Source organism: Diplocloster agilis (assembly GCF_019042275.1).
Lineage (GTDB): Bacteria > Bacillota > Clostridia > Lachnospirales > Lachnospiraceae > Diplocloster > Diplocloster agilis.
On sequence record NZ_JAHQCW010000037.1, the window covers coordinates 37,024 to 60,208 of the forward strand.

24 protein-coding genes are annotated in these 23,185 nt (G+C 48.7%); 4 read left to right on the forward strand and 20 right to left on the reverse strand.

The features are described 5' to 3' along the window. Positions 1 to 2: 2 nt before the first annotated feature. The 3 genes from KTH89_RS18660 to KTH89_RS18670 all read right to left on the reverse strand — a co-directional run bounded on the left by KTH89_RS18660 (position 3) and on the right by KTH89_RS18670 (position 2,927). Positions 3 to 815, reverse strand: a complete 813-nt coding sequence (locus KTH89_RS18660) for a GTP pyrophosphokinase (protein WP_158343088.1) — start codon at positions 813 to 815, stop codon at positions 3 to 5. Positions 816 to 896: 81 nt separating this feature from the next. Further along, positions 897 to 1,763 (reverse strand): M23 family metallopeptidase, encoded by an 867-nt coding sequence (locus KTH89_RS18665; protein ID WP_238722708.1) that lies wholly within the window; start codon positions 1,761 to 1,763, stop codon positions 897 to 899. Between the two features lie 198 nt (positions 1,764 to 1,961). Further along, a complete protein-coding gene (locus KTH89_RS18670) occupies positions 1,962 to 2,927 on the reverse strand; it encodes a helix-turn-helix transcriptional regulator (RefSeq protein WP_238722709.1) in 966 nt (321 codons plus the stop codon). Positions 2,928 to 3,851: 924 nt separating this feature from the next. Here KTH89_RS18670 and KTH89_RS18675 point away from each other — a divergent pair. Further along, positions 3,852 to 4,178: a PPC domain-containing protein gene (locus KTH89_RS18675; protein ID WP_158343092.1), complete on the forward strand. Its 327-nt coding sequence runs from the start codon at positions 3,852 to 3,854 to the stop codon at positions 4,176 to 4,178. A gap of 431 nt (positions 4,179 to 4,609) precedes the next feature. Here the strand turns inward: KTH89_RS18675 and KTH89_RS18680 are convergent, their stop codons facing one another. After that, the gene (locus tag KTH89_RS18680; protein WP_158343094.1) at positions 4,610 to 6,058 is read right to left on the reverse strand and encodes an aminoacyl-histidine dipeptidase; all 1,449 of its coding nucleotides are present in this window, start codon (positions 6,056 to 6,058) and stop codon (positions 4,610 to 4,612) included. Positions 6,059 to 6,202: 144 nt separating this feature from the next. Between KTH89_RS18680 and KTH89_RS18685 the strand changes: the two genes are divergently transcribed. Beyond that, on the forward strand, positions 6,203 to 7,165 hold the full coding sequence (locus KTH89_RS18685) for a transporter (protein ID WP_238722710.1): 963 nt from the start codon (positions 6,203 to 6,205) through the stop codon (positions 7,163 to 7,165). On the opposite strand, the gene KTH89_RS18690 is transcribed toward KTH89_RS18685, so the two are convergent. From KTH89_RS18690 to abc-f, 8 genes are all read right to left on the reverse strand, one after another. Then, positions 7,098 to 7,670, reverse strand: coding sequence for an ATP synthase subunit B family protein (locus KTH89_RS18690; RefSeq protein ID WP_158343099.1), 573 nt, complete (start codon positions 7,668 to 7,670; stop codon positions 7,098 to 7,100). The genes KTH89_RS18685 and KTH89_RS18690 overlap by 68 nt on opposite strands. After that, positions 7,667 to 8,167, reverse strand: coding sequence for a pantetheine-phosphate adenylyltransferase (gene coaD / locus KTH89_RS18695; RefSeq protein ID WP_158343101.1), 501 nt, complete (start codon positions 8,165 to 8,167; stop codon positions 7,667 to 7,669). Before coaD ends, KTH89_RS18690 begins: the two co-directional genes overlap by 4 nt. A gap of 12 nt (positions 8,168 to 8,179) precedes the next feature. Beyond that, positions 8,180 to 8,731, reverse strand: coding sequence for a 16S rRNA (guanine(966)-N(2))-methyltransferase RsmD (rsmD, locus tag KTH89_RS18700; protein WP_238722711.1), 552 nt, complete (start codon positions 8,729 to 8,731; stop codon positions 8,180 to 8,182). A 93-nt stretch (positions 8,732 to 8,824) separates the two neighbouring features. Beyond that, positions 8,825 to 10,279 carry a tRNA (N6-isopentenyl adenosine(37)-C2)-methylthiotransferase MiaB gene (gene miaB / locus KTH89_RS18705; RefSeq protein WP_238722712.1) on the reverse strand — a complete coding sequence of 485 codons (1,455 nt, stop codon included), beginning with the start codon at positions 10,277 to 10,279 and terminating at the stop codon, positions 8,825 to 8,827. A 10-nt stretch (positions 10,280 to 10,289) separates the two neighbouring features. Next, entirely contained in the window at positions 10,290 to 11,123 is an 834-nt protein-coding gene (locus KTH89_RS18710; RefSeq protein WP_238722713.1) for an amidohydrolase family protein, read from the reverse strand. Between the two features lie 49 nt (positions 11,124 to 11,172). Continuing rightward, positions 11,173 to 12,876, reverse strand: a complete 1,704-nt coding sequence (locus tag KTH89_RS18715) for a GGDEF domain-containing protein (protein ID WP_238722714.1) — start codon at positions 12,874 to 12,876, stop codon at positions 11,173 to 11,175. Between the two features lie 13 nt (positions 12,877 to 12,889). After that, positions 12,890 to 13,819, reverse strand: coding sequence for a magnesium transporter CorA family protein (locus KTH89_RS18720; RefSeq protein ID WP_158343109.1), 930 nt, complete (start codon positions 13,817 to 13,819; stop codon positions 12,890 to 12,892). Between the two features lie 111 nt (positions 13,820 to 13,930). Next, entirely contained in the window at positions 13,931 to 15,415 is a 1,485-nt protein-coding gene (abc-f, locus tag KTH89_RS18725) for a ribosomal protection-like ABC-F family protein (RefSeq protein WP_238722720.1), read from the reverse strand. Positions 15,416 to 15,910: 495 nt separating this feature from the next. Between abc-f and KTH89_RS18730 the strand changes: the two genes are divergently transcribed. After that, positions 15,911 to 16,411: a YbaK/EbsC family protein gene (locus KTH89_RS18730; RefSeq protein ID WP_158343113.1), complete on the forward strand. Its 501-nt coding sequence runs from the start codon at positions 15,911 to 15,913 to the stop codon at positions 16,409 to 16,411. Here KTH89_RS18730 and KTH89_RS18735 read toward each other — a convergent pair. From KTH89_RS18735 to KTH89_RS18760, 6 genes are all read right to left on the reverse strand, one after another. Further along, positions 16,347 to 17,051, reverse strand: a complete 705-nt coding sequence (locus tag KTH89_RS18735) for a Crp/Fnr family transcriptional regulator (RefSeq protein ID WP_238722715.1) — start codon at positions 17,049 to 17,051, stop codon at positions 16,347 to 16,349. The two genes, KTH89_RS18730 and KTH89_RS18735, sit on opposite strands and share 65 nt — an antisense overlap. Before the next feature lie 128 nt (positions 17,052 to 17,179). Then, on the reverse strand, positions 17,180 to 17,491 hold the full coding sequence (gene trxA / locus KTH89_RS18740; RefSeq protein WP_158343117.1) for a thioredoxin: 312 nt from the start codon (positions 17,489 to 17,491) through the stop codon (positions 17,180 to 17,182). A gap of 79 nt (positions 17,492 to 17,570) precedes the next feature. Further along, positions 17,571 to 18,857, reverse strand: coding sequence for a hypothetical protein (locus tag KTH89_RS18745; protein WP_238722716.1), 1,287 nt, complete (start codon positions 18,855 to 18,857; stop codon positions 17,571 to 17,573). A 67-nt stretch (positions 18,858 to 18,924) separates the two neighbouring features. Beyond that, on the reverse strand, positions 18,925 to 19,212 hold the full coding sequence (locus KTH89_RS18750) for a hypothetical protein (RefSeq protein ID WP_158343121.1): 288 nt from the start codon (positions 19,210 to 19,212) through the stop codon (positions 18,925 to 18,927). Beyond that, the gene (locus KTH89_RS18755) at positions 19,209 to 20,474 is read right to left on the reverse strand and encodes a DNA polymerase Y family protein (RefSeq protein WP_238722717.1); all 1,266 of its coding nucleotides are present in this window, start codon (positions 20,472 to 20,474) and stop codon (positions 19,209 to 19,211) included. The genes KTH89_RS18750 and KTH89_RS18755 overlap by 4 nt, the downstream gene beginning before the upstream one ends. 97 nt (positions 20,475 to 20,571) lie before the next feature. Next, entirely contained in the window at positions 20,572 to 21,165 is a 594-nt protein-coding gene (locus tag KTH89_RS18760) for an SOS response-associated peptidase (protein WP_238722718.1), read from the reverse strand. A 129-nt stretch (positions 21,166 to 21,294) separates the two neighbouring features. On the opposite strand from KTH89_RS18760, the gene KTH89_RS25255 reads away from it, so the two are divergent. Continuing rightward, the gene (locus KTH89_RS25255) at positions 21,295 to 21,666 is read left to right on the forward strand and encodes a zinc ribbon domain-containing protein (protein WP_267287687.1); all 372 of its coding nucleotides are present in this window, start codon (positions 21,295 to 21,297) and stop codon (positions 21,664 to 21,666) included. Between the two features lie 15 nt (positions 21,667 to 21,681). Here KTH89_RS25255 and KTH89_RS18770 read toward each other — a convergent pair whose 3' ends face one another. Together KTH89_RS18770 and KTH89_RS18775 are read right to left on the reverse strand one after the other, a co-directional pair. Beyond that, positions 21,682 to 22,185 carry a GNAT family N-acetyltransferase gene (locus KTH89_RS18770; RefSeq protein ID WP_158343275.1) on the reverse strand — a complete coding sequence of 168 codons (504 nt, stop codon included), beginning with the start codon at positions 22,183 to 22,185 and terminating at the stop codon, positions 21,682 to 21,684. Between the two features lie 69 nt (positions 22,186 to 22,254). Then, positions 22,255 to 23,016 (reverse strand): MerR family transcriptional regulator, encoded by a 762-nt coding sequence (locus tag KTH89_RS18775; RefSeq protein WP_238722719.1) that lies wholly within the window; start codon positions 23,014 to 23,016, stop codon positions 22,255 to 22,257. Positions 23,017 to 23,185 lie beyond the last annotated feature (169 nt).

Genomic DNA, 23,185 nt, shown 5'->3' on the forward strand with positions numbered 1-23,185 from the left:
TCTCATCGTAATCCCGATAATGCCTGTGCCCGGTAGCCCTCCGCCACCTGGTCCAGCTGCTTGTCAAAACGCTCCAGCTGGTTTAAGTCATTCATCGTGTAAATTTGGTAAAATTCATCTTGAATCTTTTTAATTTCCCGTTTATTCAATACTTTATATAAGTTTTCAATATTATTCAGGATATCCGCCACAATGTTCGCCTGGATCTGGAAAGAATTCTGGGCGTCCATAATCTCGCTGCGCACACTGGACATCTCGTTGTCCAGCATATCCACCGCGTCCGCTGCCGCGCTTAAGCGCTTACGGATGTGTTCCGGTATATTTTTCTCATATTTATACTGCAAAGAATGTTCAATAATAGCCCAGAAATTCATGGCCAGTGTCCTGATCTGGATCTCCACCTGTAATTTTTTCGGCCCATTTATGGTCTCCACCTGATAGTACACGATGACGTGATAACTTCTGTAACCGCTCTCTTTGCTGTGCGCCAGATAATTTTTTTCGCTCTTTATTTCCATATCGCCCCGGCCCCGGATCAGTTCCACTACCCGGTCGATATCTTCCACAAATTGGCAGATGATCCTGATCCCCGCGATATCCTCGATCTTCTCTTCGATATCTTCCAGCGGGATTCCTTTTTTCAAAGATTTTTCCAGGATGCTGGATATGGTTTTCACCCGGCCCTCCACCTGTTCGATGGGGGAATACCGGTTATTGTCTCTGTGTTCCTTGATCAGGTGCTTAAACTTAATCACCAGCTCCTTGACTGCCAGTTCATAAGGATCTAATATTTCTCTCCATAATTGTATTTCCATACTACCCTCTCCTTCAGCCTATAGTATAACATGGTTGCATAGCTTCCGCCACTGTTGGCGAAAAATTTGCATAAATAAGCATTAAAATGCATAGGAAAGCTTATGGCTTTCCAGGTACTTCAAAATCCAATAGGGATTCACACTCATCTCCGGTGAGTCTTTCGTTCGTATGTAAATTCCCACGTGCAGGTGGACATCAAAATTACCGGTGGTACCTTCGATTTCGCTGTAACCGGTATCTCCCATGTAGCCGATCAGCTCCCCGGCCCGGACCTGGGTCCCTTTGGGAAAATCCCTGGCGAATTCTGCCAGATGGGCGTAATAATAATACGCGCCATGGGGTCCCCTGATTCCGATCCGATAACCGCCCTTAGTCAGCCAGCCTATATTTTCGATCACGCCGTCCGTCATACTGACCACCGGGTAATAGCCTCTCTGATTTATACCGGCCATCACATCCGTTCCCTCATGCCCCCGCTTTCCGCCGAAGGTCCGCTCAAACATCCAGGAATTATCAAAAGCCACCGTCGCCTCCTCGTTCACGGTGGATTCCGGTACCGGAAAATATACCAGGTCATCCCAGATCGCTTCATAGCTTTCCCGAAGCGCCTGCAAAGCCTCCGGTTTTCGCCCCCATTGGCGGTTCAGGCTGTCGGAATACTGTTCTTTTCCGTAGTCTTTCAGATCCACGCCTGTCAAGTCAAACCGGTGGTCCAGCATGAGAACCGTCAGCAGATCCCCTCTGGATACCCCCTGTTCACCGCAAAATGTATCCAGTTCCCGGCTTACTTCTTCGCTGAGCCATTGGTTTCGGAAGCCTTCGCTTTCATTTACCGCGTCATGCAGAAGGGAAAGGGCCGCGTACTCGCGGAGGGAATTCGTGCCCATCACGGTCAGGATGCCCAGAAAAAAGATTCCAAGTAGGTACAACAGTAAAGATCGCTTCATGCATTTCCCTGATTTCGAAGTCCGTCCTTATTATTATATGTCGGGGCCTGTCCTGGTAGAACTATAGTAACACAGGATTTTTATTAAATGCTTAATAGCTTCCTATCCCGACAGATAAAAACAGCGGCGGCCCGGGCAGAATCTGTAGCACCCTGCCCGGGCCCGCCGCTGTTGAAGGGGAGAAACACTTCCCTCTGCTTACTTACGCACCGGTCTGATATACTTCCAAAACCTCTCCGGATCATGATAAAAATAAATAATCCGGCCAGGGGAAGTATCATAACAATAACCGGTGCCTTCGAAATCAAACTCCGCCATGGCCTTTTCCATCTTTTCTTCCACACTGCGGTTTTCCTGCTCATAATCAAAGGGCCCATGTTCAAACACAATATACTCGGCTTCCGGGACGTCCATCATGAGCATCTGCGGTGGTATCTCTCCTTTATAATCAAAAGGCAGACGCGCGCCATAACATTCCGTACGCGGAATCCCCCAATCACACAGCCGGCCCTCCGGGTCAAGAATGTATGCCATAATCTGTCCGCTGCTGCTGTTGGATTCACTTCCGCCATCGTCATCCAATTTTCCCTTGATGCTGTCCAGTAAGCCGCAGATGGTCTCGCAGTCCTGCCCGGGAATCAGGCTTTGCTTTTGCCAAAAATCCCAATATCCGTTACTCTCATAATTTTTAATATGCAAAAATTTGTGGGCGGGAATCGTTACAAAATAAATTTTAACATCGTCCGTAGATTTTACCATGCCTATCTCTCCAAATCCAAAAAAGTAGCGATCGAAAGGATTTATTTTTGTGCGAAGCACAACAGGCTTCGGTTTATTCCGGTATTCGCTCGGGGTGACGCCGTACGTTCCCTTGAAAGCTCTGGTAAAAGCCTCATGAGATGAAAATCCATAATCGAAGGCGATATCCAAAAAGCTTTTTTTACTGTCCCGCACCTCCTTAAGCGCAAACGCCAATTTTCTAAGCCTAAGATAATCCCGGAATGGCATCCCCGAAATCTCCTTAAATTTTCTCGTCGTATAAAATTCAGAATAACCCAGGCTTTGAGACAGCTGGCGCAGCGTCAGAGCCTCATCCTTATAATTCTTAATACAACAGTCAATTTCATCCACGATTATTTGAATTTGCTTCTGCCACTCGTACATTCGACTTTTTCCTCGTTTCGACCTCTCTGACCCTTATTATAGAGAAATAATGAAAGAAATGCTTGATTTTACTTGCTATCTTTAATGCCTATTTTGTTCAAAAATTAACATATTATGTTAATCATACGATATTTATAAATCCTAAACTGGTGGTGTAAACTATGTAATTATCATTGTATTTGCTTCTTCACCATGATAAAATATTTATGTATAGTTGAACAGAAGTCAGAGGATAGTCTGGTGGTTTCCTTCGGAAATAATCGAAAGAGGAAATGTAGCATGAATACACTTGAAGTGTTGACATTGGTGTTGGTAATTTTTGCAGCACTCGCTTACATAGATAATCATCAGAATAAAAAATAGCTATCCTCTACTCGCAATAGAGGATAGCTTGTAACTATAAATTATCCAGTTATCCGAAGTGCAATCATCAGACCGACGAAAGTCTTTTGATTACTTCTAAGTAAATTATACACAGAGGACTTGAATTTTTCAAGTCCTCTTTTTCAATTTCGTCAGTCGCCCGTTTCGGTTTATATATAATAAACAACCTGAGCGAACATTAAGCCAGTATTATTTGACACTGCTGTTGGAACATATTAAAATTGACTTTAGAACACTTATATTCAGTGTAAATTTTAATCAGTAATCGGTGCCCCCTCAGAATGAGAATACACTAAATTCCGACACACGATTTTCTCAATTAAATCGGGTTGCACCCAACGTAATTACTATTCATTGATAGCATCAATATCCGAGCACACGTTTCATTATAAAAATAGCATTATGCAAACTATGAAAAATTTTATGTCAACAGGTGGTGGTTTTATGTCAACAATCATTAAAAAGGTACTGCTATTCCTATTATTATGCACAATTTGTTTCTTATGTACCGCATGTGGCAGTAAGAGTTCGTCTGACAATATGGAAAAAACAGCAGAGGAAACACATCCTTATACAGAAGGAAAAGGCAGTTCCTGCCATGCAAAATTGGACCAGGAAGGAGAACAGCGTTATTACTTTAAAATGCAGGATCAAGATATATTTGTCATCGATTTGTCCGAAGTACAGGGAAACGTGGATATCCATATATATGATGAAGAAGAGGAATCTCTGTACACGGCAGAGAATATGAGCGCCGGATCAACGGATGAAAACACAAAAAAAATTCCCGTAGACAAGAGCGGAACTTATACCGTAGATCTGTCAGTAGTCAAATCTGGCGGCGCTATATCTATCGCGATCGAATAAACAAACCGTTAAAAAGGCGGGTACCAATCCTGGTTCTTCCTTGGGTTTGGGTATGCCCGCTGCTTCGGGCTGGGGTGAGCGCCGGTGTCCGGGGGTGCTTTCGGCGGCCGGGGGATTTTGTGTCTCCCCGGGAGCGCATAGGGCGGCTGTGCATACGCTTAGTGAAATTGAAAAGCCAGGTTCAGGATGCACGGCGGACTTCACGTCCGACGGGCAAGAGCCTCTGAACCGGGAACACATCATGTGTTCCTGGTGAATAGGCTCGGTTTCTGAACCCGGATTTTCAATTCCACTTAGCGTATGCCAGCGTAAGCCCTCCGCGCTCCCGGGGAGCCACAAAATCCCCCGGCCGCCGAAAGCACCCCCGGACACCGGCGCTCACCCCGGCCCGAAGCAGCGGGCATACCCAAACCCAAGGAAGAACATCCATATTACCTACAATTTTTCAAAACCTCGACCAGGAAATCCCACATCCGCTTTGTAGAAGAAATACTCAGTTTTTCCTGCGGGCTGTGCACGTGAAGCATATCCGGGCCCAGAGAAATGCAATCCATATCCGGAATTTTTCCGATAAACACACCGCATTCCAGACCGGCATGCACCGCCTCTACCGCCGGTTTCTTTCCAAAGAGATCTTCGTAGGTCCGAACCATCATATCCCGCAGCGGCGACTCTTTGCGGAATTCCCATCCCGGATAGTCTCCGGACTCCTCGTATACTCCGCCCAGGAATTCGATCAGATACTGGAGCTTTTGAGCCAGGAATATTTTTTCCGTCTCTACGGAACTGCGGACCGCGAAACTGAACTTACAGCACTCGCCGGTCAGCTCCATGATGCCCAGGTTCAGGGAGGTCTGCACCAGCCCCTCGATGTCCATGCTCCAGCGGATCACGCCGTTCGGCGCATGCATCAGGAAGAACACGACGCATTCCTGGTTCTTTAGGTTCAGGACTTTTTTCGTGTCGGTTCCGATTTTTTTGATCTCTATTTCGAGATCTGGATCGCTGGATTTGTATTCGTGCTGTACGATTTTCTCCAGTCTGGTGACGACGCTCTCCAGATGCTCGGCTTCCCCCTCTTCTATGACAAGGGTGGCACGTGCAGAGGAAGGAATCGCGTTATCTTTTACTCCGCCGTTTAAGGCGGCCAGAGAAAATTCCATCTCGTCTCCGACGGTGTAGAGTAACCGACCCATCAGCTTATTGGCATTCAGCCGTTCCTTGTGAATTTCGATTCCCGAATGGCCGCCCAGAAGCCCTTTGATTTTAAGTTCATAGACCAGGCCGGTCTGCTCCCTATACCGGACAGGAAGGCTGCAAGTCGCGGTCAGGCCTCCCGCGCAGCTGGTCAGGAAGATGCCCTCTTCCTCTGAATCCAGATTGATTAATTTTCTTCCCTGCAGGACAGAGGCGTCAAGGTCTGCCGCCCCAAGAAGCCCGATCTCTTCATCTGTGGTAAATACCGCCTCGATGGGGGGATGGGCCAGCGTGTTGTCGGCCAGCACTGCCAGGCAGTAAGCTACGGCAATACCGTCATCTCCGCCTAAAGTCGTCCCTTTTGCATAGACATAATCCCCGTCGATCTGTAGATCCAGTCCGTCTTTCTCCATATCGATATCGGCGTCGGCGTCTTTTACACATACCATGTCCAGATGCCCCTGCAGGACCACCGGCTTGGCGTCTTCGTATCCCGCGGACGCCTCTTTGAATATAATCACATTATTGCTCTCATCCTGTATATAGCGCAGGTTATGCTCCTTCGCAAATTCCACGCAGTAATCGCTGATGGCTTTGGTGTTTCCCGAACCGTGCGGTATTCCTGCTATTTTTTCAAAATAGTAAAAAACAGACTGCGGCTCTAATTGACTTAGCTTACTCATATGTTTTCCTCCAATTTCGTTTATTTTTAACTGTTATATTTTTAACTGTAATCCTTATAAAACCATATTAAGAAACAAAGGCATAATCCCTGAACGCCGTCCATAAAATGATAGTAACCAAAACCGCAAAATTATGGGGATGCTATGAAAAAAGCCTGCTATACCTTTCTCGTACTTTTACTGGTTCTATTTTTGTTCTTCCGCCCCATACAGGCGGTGGAGGCTTCCACCACCGGCCTGCTGCTGTGGTTTCATACCATTATTCCCACGCTGCTGCCTTTTATCATCCTGTCGAATATCATCATCCGGCTGGATGCCATGTCCTATCTGACCTGGTTTCTCTCTCCCGTCCTGACCAGACTGCTGGGGATCAGCAAAAATGGATGCTACGCCGTGATTACCGGCTTTCTCTGCGGTTATCCCATGGGCAGTAAGGTCACGGCGGACCTAGTCATGGAACAGCAGATCTCCGCCGTAGAAGGACAGTATCTTTTGAGCTTCTGTAATAATGTAAGCCCCATGTTTATCATCAGCTTCATCGTTACGGTCACATTGAAAGATCCAAGCCTTATTATCCCGTTTCTGGTCATTTTATATGCGGCCCCGTTATTTACCGCTTTTATTCTGAACCCATTTTACCGGCGCCGCATGCGTAACGCTTTGCGGCCGGATCAAAAGAAAAAGGCATCAAGACTTCAAATCAATTTCAAAATCATTGATACCTCTATTATGAATGGTTTCGAAACGGTCACCAAGTTAGGCGGCTATATCATTTTATTTGCGATCATCGCCGGTATGGTGTCCTCACTGCCGCTCTCGCCCGCCTGGATCAAATCCCTCTTTACCGGGATTTTTGAAATCACCAACGGCATTCAGGCCATCGCGTTAACTACTCTTCCCGTTCCGGTGCAATGCCTGATGATCCTGTGCGTCACCTCGTTCGGAGGACTGTCCAGTATCGCGCAGACCGAAAGCATGATCAAGGACTCCGGGCTCTCCATCTTACGTTATATCGGCGCGAAGATCTTATCCACCGGAATCACTCTTCTTCTGGCTGCTCTGTTTCTTCTTCCTCAGATGGGTGCAGTTCTACCCGGTTGGCATTGATAATATCGTAATTATCTTTCAGGGAATTGATAAAATTCTCATATTTTGCCCCGGAGGTATCCAGGGTATGGGCGATGATCTTCTGCAGATTCGCCAGCATCTCATCCGTATACTGGATCGCTCCCAGGCGGATGTTGTTGGCGTCCACAGTCGCGTTATCTAACAGCGCCTGGGCCTGATTCGTGGCGTTGGCGATGATCTCGTTGGCCTGGGTATAGGCCTGCTGCATAATCTCGTGTTCATTGATCAGCTCGTTGGTATGTACGGTCGCTTCCGCGATGATCGCGTTGGCTTTCTCCTGGGCGTCTGCGATAATCGCATCCCGGTTGCTGATAATCTTCTGGTATTTTTTGATCTCATCCGGCGTCTTCATCCGCAGCTCCCGAAGCAATTCCTCGATCTCGTCTTTGTTTACGATGATCTTGCTGTTGGACAACGCCTGGTATTTACAGCTGTCGATGTATTCTTCGATTTCTTCTATAATCTGTTCGATTCTGCTGCTCATATCGCATTCTCCTTTTCTAATTTCCGCATTTTTGTCTTTACTTTCTCTACCACCACCGACGGCACAAAACGGGTGATATCACCGCCGTAAGCGGCCACTTCGCGCACCGTGGTAGAGCTTAAATAGGCATATTCCAGACTGGTCGTCAGAAACATGGTGTCCACCTGCGGGCACATGATTTTATTCGTCTGGGCCAGCTGCAGCTCATAATCAAAATCGGTTACGGCCCGAAGGCCCCGAACCATCACGTTGGCCTTGCAGTCTCTGGCAAAATCCACGGATAATCCCTGAAATGCGGTAATCTCCACATTCGGAATCCCTGACGTTACTTCCCTTAACATCTCCACCCGCTCTTCGATCGTAAAGCTGGGGGATTTCGCCCGGTTGTTCAGGACTCCGACGATCAGCTCATCGACCAGCTTAGCCGACCTCTGGATAATATCCATATGCCCGAAGGTCACCGGATCAAAGCTTCCGGGATAAATCGCTCGAATCATATATTGTTCTCCTTATACCTGCTCCGCAAAAATATGCTTATTGGTTTTGTATCTTTTTTCTTTTATCATCTGAAATCCCAACGATTCCATGTAGGAAAAATCGGTCTCGAGCGACGCTTCGATCACAAGCAGCGTATCCGCATCCACCAGAGAAGAACCTTTTAACGCCTGCAATACCTGCTTTTCATATTCCTTACCATAGGGCGGGTCCATAAAGATCACGGTAAACGCCGGCTGTCCGTTAAGAGACCGGATTCCGGCAAGCACATCCATGGGCAGCACCCTGGCGCGCTTTGAAAGCCCCGTAAACAAAAGATTTTCCTGAATACAGGCAAGGGCCCGTCTGTTATTTTCCACAAACACAGCCTGCGCGGCCCCCCGGCTTAAAGCCTCGATTCCTATCGCCCCGCTTCCGCTGAACAGATCCAAAAAACGGCTGTCAACCAGAGACGGAGCTATCACATTAAACAGAGTCTCTTTGATTCTATCGGTGGTGGGCCTGGTATCCATGCCCGGCACCGTCTTTAACGGCAGCCTTTTCGCTGTTCCTGCTATCACTCGCATCGTTTCGGTTCCATTTCCAAAAATAAAAGTTGGCTTTTAGAAAACTTTTCGCCTGTTTCCATTATATGGTTGCCCATGGCCGCTGTCAAGTTTTTACACCGGTTCCCCCAGGTAATAAAATCCTCTGCACTCGGTCAGTTTCACGTCCAGGATCTTGCCGATCATGGAAGCATCCCCCGGCAGATGCACCACAGTGTTGTGGGAAAGCCGCCCGGTTACCAGGGAGGCGTCCTGACGGTTGATTTCTTCAACCAGAACCTGCTGTACGGTCCCCACATGTCTTGCCGTTACCTGGCGGGAAATTTCCTGCACTTCTTTTAACAGCCGGTCAAACCGTTCCTTCGCCACATCTTCCGGCACCTGGTCCGGCATGGAAGCCGCAGGCGTTCCGGTCCGCTTGGAATACAGGAAGGTAAAGGCGCTGTCATAGCGCACCTTCCGAACTACATCCATCGTTTCCAGGAAATCCTCTTGCGTCTCCCCCGGAAATCCCACGATAATATCCGTGGTCAGCGAGATATCCGGCACACCGGCCCGGATACGTTCCACCAGATCCAGATACTGTTCCTTCGTATATCGCCGGTTCATCTCTTTTAACACTCTGGTGCTGCCGGACTGAAGCGGCAGATGTAGATGCTTGCAGATTTTATCCGAACTCCCCATCACTTCGATCAGCTCATCCGACAGATCTTTTGGATGGGAGGTCATAAAGCGGATCCGTTTCAAACCGTCTATCTTTTCGATTTCCCGCAACAGGGCGGCGAACGTCATCGGCGTATCCAGGGTCTTCCCATAGGAATTCACATTTTGTCCCAGCAGCATGACTTCGGTCACGCCGTCTTGGGCCATCCGCCGGATTTCATTTAAGATATCCTCCGGCTCCCGGCTTCTCTCCCGCCCGCGTACGTAGGGCACGATACAGTAGCTGCAGAAATTATTACAGCCAAACATAATATTGATGCCCGATTTAAAGGAATATTTTCTCCGGTTGGGCAGATCTTCCACCACCAGGTCCGTGTCCTTCCAGATGTCGACGACCATGTCCGCCGCCTCGATCCTGGTTACCATCAGCTCCGCCAGCTTGAATATATTGTGCGTTCCAAACAAAATGTCCACAAAGCGGTAGCTCTTGCGGATCTTCTCCACGACCTCAGGCTCCTGCATCATACAGCCGCACAGGGCAATCATCATATGGGGATGGTCTTTTTTCCAGTGATTCAGGGTACCCAGTCTTCCGTATACCTTCTGATTCGCATTCTCTCTTACGGTACAGGTATTATATAATACAAAATCCGCTTCCTCCGAATCAATCTGCTCATATCCCGCTTCCCTTAGAATCCCGGCCAGTTTTTCCGAATCCCGGGCATTCATCTGACAGCCGAAAGTCTGGATCGACGCGGTAAGGGGCCGTCCAAGCGCAAGGCTCTTTTCCTCCACATACGCCCTAAGCCTTGCCATATAATAATATTGGCGCTGCGGCTCGCTCTGGGGCGGCTGTCCGCCGCCATTTTTCCATCCGCTATCGTTTCTATCATTGATATCCATCATTTTTCCTCCATTATGCAATACTGTCGTGTATGGTAAGGCCCAGCAGCCCCAGGGCATTCTCAGAAAATATCATCTGCTTCTCTTTCTCCGTCAAGGACAGTCCGTTTATAAAATCAACCGTATCTTTCTGTCCATTCCAGGGGCTGTCCGAAGCCATCAATATCCGGTCCGCCCCATGGGCCCGTATTAACATCTCCACCTGATCCGCCGGCATATGTCCGGCCACAAACCCGGTATCCAGCCAGACATTCTCACCGGCCAGATATTCCATGGTCTCCTCCCATTCCCGGAATCCGCCCAGATGGGCCAGCACCAGTTTCTTGGGCTGTACCTCATGGAGCATCCGGCGCGCCATTCTTGGAAGGCAGTGCAGCGTCTGTTCCCGGTCACTCTCCGAACCGCTGTGAATCACAATGACAAGCCCCAGCTCCGACGCGTAGGAAATCAGCCGCAGCATAGAAATATCATCGATATAGAGCTGCTGATATTCCGGGTGAAGCTTAATGCCTTTAAGCCCCAGCGCCTTCACCATCTTAAGCTCTTCTTTATAATGCTCGCTGAGTGGATGCACCGCCCCAAAGGACAGGATCTGCCCCACGGAATGATCGAAAGCCTCCGGCGTAACCTCCCGGGCAAACCGGTTAATCGACTGCACCTGTCCTGCCCTGGTGATCACAGGGAGCACCACCGATATGTGTACGCCCGCCTCTTCCATGGACGCCTTAAGTCCCGAAACCGTGGCATCCGTATACGGTTTTAATCCATAATTCCCCGCCAGCTTCTCCAGGGTACTCCCGGCAATCCGATCGGGATAAATATGTGTATGAAAATCTATCTTCATCATCCGGTACCACCTTTACAATTTCCTATTTTACACAGGAATGCCCTGCATTTCAATCAAAAAGGCGCTGATCCAGCCCTTTAATTTCTAATTTTTCCCGGTACATGTTCGCATCGGCTCTGCTGAACAGCCGGTTGAATTTAATTTCTTTTCCTTCTTCCATTGTTTCGAAGGCATACCCGCAGGCATATTTTAACTCAAACCTGGAATCTGGTTCCTGCTTCTCCACGGTTTCCCGCAGAATCCTGATCCCCTCCTGTATGGACTCTTCCCGCTGATTTACAAACCATACCGCGAATTCGTCACCGCCGATACGGTAAGTCTTTCCCAGGCCTTCAAAAGCCTCCATCAGGCATTTGGCAAAACCGATAATCATTTTATCGCCTACCCGATGCCCATAGGTATCGTTGGTGCTCTTCAGATCATTCAGATCACAGACAACGACCGCTACCGTTTCTATGCCCTCCTGCTCCTGTAAATCTTTTTCAGTCTGGACATCAAAAGCCGTCCGGTTTCCCAGCATCGTCATGGAATCCAGGTACGCCAGCTTCCGGTAAGCGGCCGCTTCCGCCCTGGTATTCACAAGCAGCAAACTCTTTTTCAAAGTTGAAAATCCCAGCACGACAATGAACCCTAACAGGCCGATTCTGAAATACAGGGAATTGTTATCGTGGGATGAAAAATAAAATTTTACAATACTGAAAATACCCGCCGCGCATAAAATCACCAGTCCGGTCAGCAATCCCCGGATCTCACGATTATGATACACCTTTTTCTCCCGATAACACAGAATCCCGATACAGCCGATACTGAACAGCATCAACAGATGGGTCATTAGATTGGTTTCAAACAGTTCCGCGGCCCCCAGAATATATATAATGGTTGACAGGACAAAGTTCAATACAAACAGCAGGCTCAGCACATTTAACAGACGCTTTCCGCCCACAAATATCTGGCGGATATACTGCAGAAACGGAATGGTCATCAGCATAAAAGCAAAGAAGGAACCGATATAGATGACCGGCGCTTTTCCGTACCACAGCTGCATAACATTGGAGTCGGTCAGAATCCAGGCCGCGGCCAGCAGGGAAAATACTCCCAGATAAAAGAAACTGCTTCCATTGGACGGATATTTCTTTGTATTCATATATACGCCGGCAACTATAAAGGTAATCCCCAGCAGGACGATGATAAAACAAAAACAAAGGGAACTGAAATTTTGCTGGAATAAGTTAAAAACCGCCGCGCTTTTGGTACCCAGGTACACCGGATAAAAATTGTAATTATAATGCCGGAATTTACCGGGACAGACCGCGCGGATACTGAGCTGTTTCCCCTGCGCGTCCTTGGGGACCGGAATTAGATTCGTCACCGATCCAAAGACATCCCCAAACGGCGTGTGATCCCGGTTTCCATATTCGTAAATCAGCCGCCCTTCCAGATACACCTGTATATTCTGGTGATCGGCGATATACATGATGACGCCTTCTGCCGGCAGTTCATCGGGCAGGAGGCAGGACAGCAGGACTTCTTCTCCTTCTTCCAGGGTTAAGGAAAAAGGAAACCGGGTAATAGCATGGGATTCTTCTCCCACGGTATAAGTCCAGCCTTTCGAAAGCGGCTCCACGCCGTCCTGTATCAGCTGCACATTCTGAGTCTGAAAATGGCCTGCCACCCACAACAGCACCGCTATGGCCGCTATACAGACAATTCCGATTAAGAAGGGCATGACCCGCTCTTTTTTATTTTTTATCATAGATGTCATCCCTTCAGAAGAACTTTTTCTTCTTAAATATCCAAATACAGATCAGAAGGATCAATGCGCTGACGAATATAACCAGCGGATATCCAAACCTCCAGCTGAGCTCCGGCATCCCCGCGAAATTCATTCCGTACCAGCCGGTAATCAAAGTCAACGGCAGGAAAATCGTCGTTACGCCGGTCAGGAACTTCATGATCGTGTTCTGTTTTACATCCACCTGGGCCTGGTAAAATTCCCGGACCTGCATGGAATATTCACGCAGCATCTGGCATTCGCCGTACAGACGGCTCATTTTGTCCGACAGATAGCGAAAGTAACGGTTTTCCGCGAAGAAATCGTTCTCACTGTCCTGAAAACAATCTGCCAGATCCTGAAACTGGGCATAATAATTATGCAGATATAGCAGTTCCTTGCGGATATGTACCATCTGATGGTTAAAATCCGCCACCTCCCCATCCATCGCACGCTCTTCCAGCTCCGTAATCCGGTCCTCCAGCTCTCCCAGATATTCCAGATCGTTTTGCACAAAGCTCTCCAGAAGTTCTGCCAGCAGTCGCTCCAGTGTCAGCGGCCGCCCGCCGTATCTGGGCGTGAAGGAGGAAAGCAGTACGGCCGCCGCCTCGTTTTGCACCACAATTACCAGGAGCTTCTGTCTGATCAGCATGGTAAGCTTGGCATACTCTTTCCGGATATTTTTCTGCAGGGGAATATGAAAGGTGCAGAACAAATAATCTTCATAATCCGTAAACTTTATAAAGCGGACCGCATTACCGGCTTCCAGCAGCTTTTGCTGTTCTCCCGTCATCACCTTTAACCGTTCCGCCTCCGGCTCGTCAACTACGGCGATGCTGACCGCCGCCTCCGGACTTGGAAAGCGCTCTGTCTCGTATATTTTATCTTTTATACCGTAATAATGGTTCGGCCGGAATACAGCCATACGATCCGCTCCTTTTTTGTGTCATCCTGTTTTTCCGCAAACAATACTATTTCAGTTTATCTCCTGGGCCTGTAAAAGTCAATTCCGCCTTACCGGTCAGATTTGTGAACCTTACCGGTCCAAACTTATGGAACCGGTAGCGGTGTGATCCAGAAACGTTTTATCGTGTTCCACCAAAATCATGGTCGGCTTGAATTTTAAAATCAGCTCCTCCAGTTGAATCCTGGACAGCACGTCGATATAATTAAGGGGTTCATCCCAAATATACAGATGCGCCGGCGTACACAGACTTTTGGCAAGGAGTATTTTCTTCTTCTGGCCCGCGCTGAATGATTCGATCCGTTTTTCGAACTGCCCCCTTGAAAAATCCAATTTACGCAGAACAGCTTTAAAAAGAGTTTCATCCAGATTATTTTGCTCCACAAAGTCCGCCAGTTCCCCCTTTAAAAAAGAAGTATCCTGCTCCACATAAGAGATGATAAGCCCGTTTGCTTCTGTCAGCTGTCCCCGGTGGGGAATCTCATAACCGGCCAGGAGCTTTAGTATGCTGGACTTTCCGGCTCCGTTGCGTCCGGTCAGCGCAATCCGGTCGCCGGCGTTTACGGTAAAATCCAAGGGCCCGCATACCTGCTTCTGAGAGTAGGCGATCTCAATCCCCGACGCTTCCATCAGCCTCCTGCTGTGATGCGGTAACGGATGAAGGATCAGCTCAGGAGCTTTCTCCACATTTTTCAGCAGGCCGGCCTTATCCTCCGCCGCTTTCTCCCTGCGGGCCTCCGCCGCCTTCGCCCGCTTCATCATCTTTTCCGCCTTGTGCCCGATAAATCCCCGGTCCGGCCGAAGCCCGGAATTCCGGGTACCGTACTTCGTCTTTTCCACCGCGTCAGACCAGCCTGCGCTTCGTCTGGACGCTTCGGTCAGATGGCGGATTTCTTTTTTCAGCTTCTCATTTTCCGCCAGCTCATAGTTGGTCTGATATTCCATATTCTGCCGCCAGCTGGAAAAATTCCCCTGCTGAATCTCAATATTCGTCTTGTTGATCGAGAGAATGTGATCGATACAGCGGTCCAGAAACGCCCTGTCATGGGATACCAGAATAAAGCCCTTCTTTTTATCCAAATAAGCGCTGACCACCTCCCGGGCATGCAGATCCAGATGATTGGTCGGTTCATCGATCAGCAGAAAATGATTTTCCCGCAGAAACAAAACGGCCAGCATGACCTTGGTCTGTTCCCCGTTGCTCAGAGTGCCAAAAGGACGGTACAACACATCCTCCTCCAGTTCCAGCAGCGAAAGCTCCCGGCTCAGTTTCCAGTACTCATAATCCGGCAGGATTTCCTCCACAAGCTCCAGCGTATCCATCCCATAATCCGTCACTTCAAATGGAAAATAATCGAACGCCACCGAAGTAGAAATCGTCCCCTGATATTCGTACTGCCCCATGAGCAGCCTCAGGAATGTGGTCTTTCCCCGGCCATTCCTGCCTGTGAAACCCAGCTTCCAATCCGTATCGATCTGAAACGACACATTCTCAAAAATGGGGTCGTAACTCCCCTCATATTCAAACGTTAAATTTGTCACACGTATCAATGACATCATATACCTCCGTTTCCTGCACCTGTGCGCATAACCCTAATTTTTACGCAAAAAAATGATGCAAGAAAGCCGCTTCCCGCATCCATACCAGCGCAGTCCGGGCCCGCCTGAAAAACTTCCCGGCGAACCGAACAGACCCATATGATATCGATCAATAAAAAAGAGGAAAAGAATACAGCCTTCTTGCCCGAAACAGCCAAAAACACCGGTTCTCACCGGTTCCTGACATATTCCGTTTATTCAACTACTTATTAGCAAGAAGTAATCCGCATCTTTCCACCCCGTTCTATTTTAGAATCTATCACGATTATAAACTCCCCTACTCCCCTTGTCAACTGCCTGTTTTCCTATACGTTTTCCATGCCTTCCCCAACCCCTGTCTTGTCATATTTCGCAAAATATGGTTTAATGGTCTATAAATTCAACGTTCTATATTCAGCGTTCTATATTCGCTCCAGAGCGTTCTACATTCACTACAGAAAAGAGGTCTCTATCATGTCTATTGAAATTGCCAGGGAATATCTGAAAAAATGGAATCTGGACAGCCGGATTCAGGAATTTGAGGTTAGCAGCGCTACCGTAGAGCTGGCCGCCGAAGCCGTTCACTGCATTCCGGCCAAAATTGCGAAAACCCTCTCCTTTCAAAAAGAAGACGGCTGCATCCTGGTGGTCACCGCCGGGGACGCCAAGATTGACAACCGTAAATTTAAGGACACGTTTGGACGGAAAGCCACAATGCTGAAACCGGAAGAAGTCGTTTTATACACCAATCATGCAATCGGCGGAGTCTGCCCCTTTGGCGTTGGACCCAAGGCGGAAATTTATACCGATATTTCCCTGAAGCGTTTTGATACCGTTTATCCCGCGGCCGGAAGCGCCAACAGCGCGGTTGGACTCACCTGCGACGAGCTTTTTGCCTGCGCCAACAGCATTAGCTGGGTCGATGTCTGTAAGAATTGGGATCCGTCATCCGATACAGCTGCTCCTCATCTATGACCTTTATTCCTCCCCGGAACAGCCGGACGACTCCCTCCTGCTGGAAATATTTCAGCATTCTGGTCACCACCTCCCGGGCGGACCCCAGATGAGACGCGATCTTTTCCTGGGTGATATGTAAGGTCAGGGAATCCTCGATGGCGATCTGTTCCATGAGAAAATTAGCCAGCCGTTTGTCAAAGCTGGTAAATAATACCTGCTCCATCACCCACATGACGTCCGAAAACCTGGAGGCCATCAGCTCGTTCAGGAAGCTTTTCACCGGAAGAAGCGTATCCGACATTCCTGATACAATGGTCATGGGAAGCAGATACGCCTGCGTATCCTTCTCCACCTCGATGTGCACTTCAAATGTGATATTTTTCATCATGCAGGAAGCGGTCATGATGCAGACGTCCCGCTCAAAGAGGCGGTACAGCGTAATCTCCCGTCCGGTCTCCGAGATAAAATAAGTCCGGATCTGGCCGCTCTTTAACAGGAATAAGCCGGAGCAATCCTGATCTCCCCGGTGGAGCCAGGTCCCGGCTTTGAATTCCTGCAGTTTCATAGCGTCAGCCAATTCTTTCTGATCCTGCCCGCTCAATTCTTCCCAGAAGGGAAGCGTATCCTTTACATATACAAGCTCTGCTTCCGACAGCATTTTTTCATCACACCTTTTACGAATTCCGGCAATCAATCTGTTACCTATTATATAACATATTCAGATACATTGCCAGAAAAACACTGTCAGAAGATATTTTTTTGCCATTCGCACATAAACGGCTGTTTTTAGCCGATCATATTTAAGATTGCTTTTTTGGAACGCACTCCCACGGATTTATCCACGTTTTTGCCGTTTTTAAATACCATAAGGGTGGGGATACTCATGATTCCCAGCGCCTCGGCCAATTCCGGCTGTTCATCGATATTGACTTTCGCCACCGTCGCTTTATCTTCCACTTCCTGCGCCACCTGATCCACGATAGGCGAAAGCATTCTGCAGGGGCCGCACCAGGTTGCCCAGAAATCCACCAGAACGGTTCCTTCCTTCTCCAGTACCTCTTCTTTAAAATTCTGTTTCGTAATATGTTTGATTGCCATAATCGTTCTCTCCTTTATGAATAAATTTATTTTACACTGTTATAATAGCGCAAAAGGAGAAAAAGGTTCTGTAACTAAGTCACATATCGCAATCCGCCCATACATCCAGCATTTTCATCGGGTCCATGGACTCTCTTGCCCATTCGCCGGCCATCTCATTTCCCTCGTTTTCCATCTGTTTTAAGAACTCAGCCGGCAGCACCGCTAACTGTTCGATTTCCTCCAGGAACGCCTTGGTATAATACCGGGGCTTCTGCAACACCGCCGTACATACCAGCTGCACGCAATTATCAAACATAAATTCCCGGACATCCCCGCTCCCCCGCCAGTCATCCGCAAACAGGCGCGCCGCAAACCCAAGAAGCCGCCCGGCCGCCTCCGCAAGCTTTTCATTCTCCGCCAGCTTCGTCATATACGTCTGATGCCCGTTCTCCAGATCCTCCTGCACATCCTGCAGATCATCCGCCAGCTGCAAGAAGAACCCAAACCCGGTCAAAAAATAAATATCCCGTCTGTCCATGCACCCATTTATCAGGCACTGATCCACATAGATGGAAGCGCCGCCTTTATAGACAGACACCCGCAGCAATTCTTCCTCCCCAAGCTTTTTTGCTTCGTGCTGCGAAAGGCTGCCCAACTGGGCGTCATAAATAATCATCAAAAAATCATACAGGTCTTCAAAATCCTTTCTGGGATATACTTCCTCAATCACATCGATAAGCCCGCACACCTTTTTTTCCAGCTCATCCTGTACCTGCACCTCTTCCCCCAGTAATTTTCTTACCAGCATATCATTGAACCTTTTTTTCTGCGCCGGGCTGTAATCTCCATCCAGGAAATTATCCGTATAGGGATAGAGAAGACTGTAGCTCCAGATGGCCCGCTGAAACCATTCCCCTTCCCCCGCCGCCAGCGCCAGCATAAAATAGACGAAATAATTCTTAAGCCCCTGCACCAGTTCTTCCATCCCCAGTTCCCGGTCATACCGCCGGGTCTGACGGAAATATTCCTTCGTCGCCTCCAGAAACTGTTTTCTTACCTCCGCCGGAAGCTTTCCCATCTGAAAGATCACATCATGCTCCATAGCCTCAAGCACCGTGCGCTCTCCCTGTTCCTTCCATTTCTTCTGAGCGGCCATCGCCTGGGGGAAATCCTTCACATGCTTCCTCATCCGGCCAAGGGCCGCCGCCCCCCTCTTCGCATTCTCTTCCCTCTGCTTTTCCGGGACCAGGCGGAATTTTTCTGTTCTTATCTGTGCCGGAATTCCTTTCCACAGCTCCAGCACCTGTTCCAAAGCCTCATTCACTCCAAATCCTTCATTTCCCAGCGCGCTCTTCCATCTCTCCATGCCGCTCTTATCTTCCATGCCGCTTTTATCCTCCTTACCAATCTTACTCCCGCATCCTGGCTGCCAAACCTCTGTATGCTCTCCATCATACCAGATTCTCCTCCCACATCCAACTCTTTTCTCCCCTGTCGATCATCCATTTATGCTGCTCCCGGTAGTAAAAAAGGGTGATCTGCTTTTTCAGGCCTCCGGTTATGATATCACAAAGGAATACCATCACCGGTATTCCCGCCCATTTTTCCTCTTTTGTATATTCCACCTGTTCCACCCGGAAAGTCCGTAATTGATGTTCTTCGTCTTCCAGGCGGATATAATTCGGTTTTATCTTCCCCAGTGTATTGAATGTGGCGATCACATCAATGGGGATTCTCACTCAACGTTCACCTCCTGATAATTTACACTCTTTTTTTCCCTGCTGATGCCGCCTGCCATATGGCAGATCGGGCTGTTCAGATATACGGCCCGCTTCAGGGAGTCTTCCCCGAACCGGTTCCGTATCTCATCGGCTGTGCGGTCAATATCCTGAAGCTTTTTCAAGCGCTCCCACCCAAACAACAGGATCTGCTGTTCCTCCGGCTTCGGAATGATCCCGGAGGTGTGTATGCCCAGATGCCGGACCGGCATACCGTTCCAGCTCTCCCGAAACAGCCGGGCGGCCGCCCGGACAAGGATGCGGGTCACGTCGGTCGGCTCCTCCAGGTGCATCTGATGGGAAATCCTTTCAAAATCCGCGTATACGATGTCCACCGCCACCACGCCGCAGAGCACCTTGTCTTTTCTGAGCCTGCTGCCCACGGTTTCACACAGCGCCTGCAGCACATGTTCCGCCATCTCATGGCTTTGTGCGTCAAAGGGCATCGTCATGCTGTTCCCGTATCCTTTGTTGGCCGGGATCTCCTCCAGCACCTCCGAGCTATCGATTCCGTTGGCGAACTGATGGATCAAAAGCCCGTGCTTTTTTAAATGTGCTTTCAGCAGACAGGGGTCCGCCTGCGCCAGTTCCCCGATCGTGCGGATTCCCAGAGAAAACAGCTTTCTCGTGGTGGCCCGGCCGACAAAAAAGAGCTCTGAGACAGGCAGCGGCCACATCTTCCGGCGGATCTCATCCGGGAACAGGGTGTGGACCATATCCGGCTTTTTCAGATCCGAGGCCATCTTCGCCAGCAATTTGTTGGAGGATACCCCCACATTTACGGTAAATCCCAGCTCGTCGCGGATCGTGCGCCGTATCAGCTGGGCGGCCGCTGCCGGCGAGCCGTACATCCCACAGGTCCCGGTCATATCACAGTAAGCTTCATCGATGGAATATTGTTCCACTATAGGCGAAAAGCGTCTCAGAATCTCCATGAAGGCCGCCGAGCAGGTGTCATAAAGATCATAGTGGGGAGGAACCAGCTCCAGTCCGGGACATTTCTTCAGCGCCTCTGCGACCAGCTCCCCGGTCTGAATGCCGTATCTTTTCGCCGGCGTTGATTTGGCCAGAATAATTCCATGGCGCTTTTTCACATCCCCCGCCACCGCGCAGGGGATCTCGCGCAGATCTTTCGTTCCTCCCAGTACCCGCAGACGGTAAACAGCCTCCCAGGAAAGGAAGGCTGCGTTGACATCGATATGGAAAATAATTTTTTCACACATATGTTCACTTCCTTTTTGCTATGAGCGTTACTATTTATAGCATAGCAAACATATGTTCTGTTGTGAAGTGGAAGATTCTGTTTATAGACGTTTCCGTTTATAAAAACGGAAGCCTGGCCTGTTCGAACTCGCAGAATTTCTCCAGCGGATAGGGTTCCTGGGCCAGCATGCCTCTCGCCCTGCGTTCATCCAGAATCCAGTCCTTTAACTCCTCTTTTCTAAGCAGCAGCGGCATCCGGTTATGCACATCCAGCATGGAAGCGTTTGCCTGGGTTGTCACGATAACGAAACGCACCTCCCGGTCAATTTGCTGGTAAAGCCCCGCCATATAGAGGACTTCTTCATGGGGATTCCTGAAATATATTTTGTTTTTTCCGGTATCCCACTCATAAAAACCGCTGGCCGGGATCACACAGCGGCGCTGTTCCATGCAGGCACGGAAGGTTTTCTTATCCGGCACGGTTTCCGCCCGGGCATTGATCAGGACGCCTTTGCCGCTGAAGCCGGGGAATCCCCAGACGGCGGCCTCCGGTTCCGGCTGTCCGTTTACCGGCATCCAGACCGGAACCAGATTCGTGGGATAGATCTCCCCTCTTTTCAGGGTGACTCCGGCTGTTTTCTGCTCTATTTTTTCAATCATACTGCGGATTTCCACCGAAACCTCGTCATCGATCTGATATCTGCCGCACATTTTGCACCGCCTCCTGCGCACCGCTATTTTTTCGTCCTGTTTTTCCCTGGCCTGTGTTCCATAACCCCTATTGACAAACCTTTTTTTTCTGTTAAGATGGTCATTGAGGTGTTAAGTATGTTTTTGATAATGGGTATATCAAACGGGGAGAAAAAACTGGATTTTTCTCAGACTATCATTTGTGAAACCTGCGGACAATACGGACATCTGGAAGTATTCATGACTTTCACATATTTCAGCCTCTTTTTTATTCCGATCCTGAAATGGAAGAAGCGGTTCTATGTAAAATCCCTATGCTGCAACCGGATTTACTCAATTCCGGAAGAGCTGGGAAAACAAATTTTACACGGACAGCAGGTAACTCTCCGGCCGGAAGATCTTCATTCGGAAGGCTATGCCTCTTCCTTCCACAATCACTGTCAGGCAGTGCGTTGTTCTAATTGTGGTTACGAAGCCGATACTTCATTTGTATATTGCCCAAAATGCGGAAATAAATTATAAATTATTCCGCATTTTTTATTTTATAAGCGCATACATACAGGAATCATACATCACCCCGTGTTTGCACACGCTGCTTCTCATAATCCCTTCCAGCGTAAATCCCGCCTTTTCCAGCACTCTTTGGGACCTCTGGTTGCAGGAATATGGTTCCGCAAAGATCCGCACGATATCATAGCGTTGAAAAGCTTCCTCGCAAAGCTGTACGACTGCTCTGCTCATTATCCCCTTTCCCCAGAACGGTTCCGCCAGCCAGTAGCCCAGCTCCGCGCTCCGGCGGTAGACGTCGTCCCCTAAAAATATTCCGATACTGCCCACCGCTTCCCCGTCCGCCTCAATCGCCCGGCAAAGCTGCGTCTCATCCCCCGCTTTTATACAGCTTTCTACATATTGCGTTGCATCTTCCCGGGTATAGGGATACGGAAAGACATCTCTTAAATAATCGGCAATCTTCGGATTATTTGCGTATTTCGCCACCGCCGTTACATCCTGAATCTTCCATTCTCTTAAAATAAAATCCATGGGTATCATCTCCCTATTCGAACTCATTCTTTTTAATAAAGTGGTTCCATTATACTCTCTGCGCTTCCACTATGCAATAAGATTCAAATAAACAGCGTCCCGCAGAAACTTCGCACATCCCGGAAGGTTTCTGTCATAGTATTTTGTAAATCTTGGATCTGCCAGATACATATCCACCACTCCCCGATGGGCCTCCAGCGTATAGGAGGTCCAGGGAAAGGACAGCCATTTCCGGTGCAGCAGGGCAATCTGCAGGCCTGCTTCACTCTTCGGGTCCTCGTGATTCCTGACTGCCTCCTCAAGCAGGCTTAAAATCTGTTCCGCCAGAAGATTCATCTCGTCATATTCTGCCTTGGTAAGATTCATCATTTTACGGTTGCTTTCCTCCACACATGCCTCTCCATAGGATTCCCGGATCTCTTCTCCGTACTTTTCTTCATTTTCCTCAAGAAGGCGTTTTTTCAGCCCTTCGAATTTTTCCTGATCTGTCATGGTTCTCTTTCCCTCTTCCCTTTCAATTGTTTTTTCCACATTAGCGATTACAAGCTCCAGTTGTTCCTGCTGCGCTTTCAGCGCTTTCAGATGCTCCTTTAAGGTCCCGGCCCGGTTATGGTCCGGCGCTGTCATAAGATCCCGGATCACGGCCAGCGGAAGATCCATTTCCCGGTAAAATAAAATCTCCTGGAGCTTATTTACCTCTTCCTCCTGATAAATCCGGTAACCGGACGGGCTTAACCTGGCTGGCGCCAGCAGGCCGATCTCATCATAATAACGCAGAGTCCTGGTTGTGATCCCGGCCAAACGGGCCAGTTTTTGAATGGTATATTCCATCTTTTTTTCCTCCTGCAGCCATCATAATCCTTTACGCGGCGTTAAGGTCAAGCGTTTTTTACAGAATCGGCCTAAAATGTAATAGTTAATTCTTGTTTCACCCTTTAAATTCGTGTTTGACGATTTTACTCTTACACGATTTGTGGTATGGTTTGATTGGTTAGTGGAT